The sequence below is a fragment of the Oleiphilus sp. HI0123 genome, from assembly GCF_001635315.1.
On record NZ_LWGE01000822.1, the window covers coordinates 1 to 1,191 of the forward strand.

General features: G+C 47.9%; 1 protein-coding gene and 1 pseudogene. Both read left to right on the plus strand.

Annotation, left to right across the window (positions count from 1 at the left end):
- Positions 1-97: 97 nt before the first annotated feature.
- A pseudogene (gene mutL, locus A3761_RS07190) lies at positions 98-472 on the plus strand (DNA mismatch repair protein MutL); the annotation flags it as partial.
- Between the two features lie 33 nt (positions 473-505).
- The coding region (gene miaA, locus A3761_RS07195; protein WP_068750040.1) for a tRNA (adenosine(37)-N6)-dimethylallyltransferase MiaA at positions 506-1,191 on the plus strand (686 nt) is incomplete at its 3' end.

Genomic DNA, 1,191 nt, shown 5'->3' on the forward strand with positions numbered 1-1,191 from the left:
TGAGCGAATGAAAAATGATTTTTATAGTGATGGAATCAAGGCTCAGCCCCTGCTTGTGCCGCTGAATATCTCTTTAAGTTAACGACAGGCTACTGTTGCTGCAGATTGTGCCGGGGACTTACAGCAATTTGGTTTGGGCCTAGAACGGTCTGGTCCGGAAAGTATCGTGATTCGTCAGGTGCCAGTGATACTTCAGCAGGTGAATGTTGATCAGATAGTAAGAGACTTGTTGAGTGATATGATTACGCACGGATACTCCGACCAGCTAGAGGCAAAAGCGAATGAGTTGATGTCGACTATGGCTTGTCATGGTTCGGTAAGGGCCAATCGATCGTTGACGATACCGGAGATGAACGCTTTGCTGAGAGATATGGAAGAAACTGAGCGCAGTGGTCAGTGTAACCATGGCCGCCCAACCTGGACCGCACTGTCTATGGGTGAGCTGGATAAGTTATTTCTGCGGGGGCGTTAAGATGTTGCGAATACCTTCTTTAAGGCTTTATCAATGAGCTTGCCTAGTGCAATTTGTCTAATGGGGCCGACAGCGGCGGGTAAGACAGACCTGGCAGTCTCTCTTCATGAAACCTTAGCTTGCGACATTATCAGTGTGGACTCTGCCTTGATATATCGAGGCATGGATATCGGTACGGCAAAACCCGAAAAAGAATTGTTGGCGCGCGCTCCACACCGACTGATTGATATTATTGCTGCTAAAGACAGTTATTCGGTAGCTCGGTTTTATGATGATGCGCTAAGAGAGATGCAGGAAATAACAAGTCGTGGACGCACACCTTTATTGGTGGGCGGTACGATGATGTACTACAAAGTTTTGCAGAATGGTATCGCATCCTTGCCTTGTGCTGATGACAAGGTTCGCGCAGCGATATCTCTTGATGCTGAAAAGCATGGCTGGCCTTATGTTCATGAGCAGCTGGCGCTAGTCGACCCCGAATCTGCCGCGCGCCTAAAACCAACTGATTCCCAGCGTCTTCAAAGAGCTTTGGAGGTTTTTCGGGTAACAGGAAAGACGCTGACTCAGTTTTGGCAGGATCAGCAAAGTCAATCAGAGAGTGGCGCAATTCCGCCAGCCCCCTATGAATTCATTAACCTCTCAATTGCACCGAGTGATCGTTCCGAGCTGCATCAACGTATTGCTCTACGCTTTGATATTATGTTGAAGAGTGGTTTTAT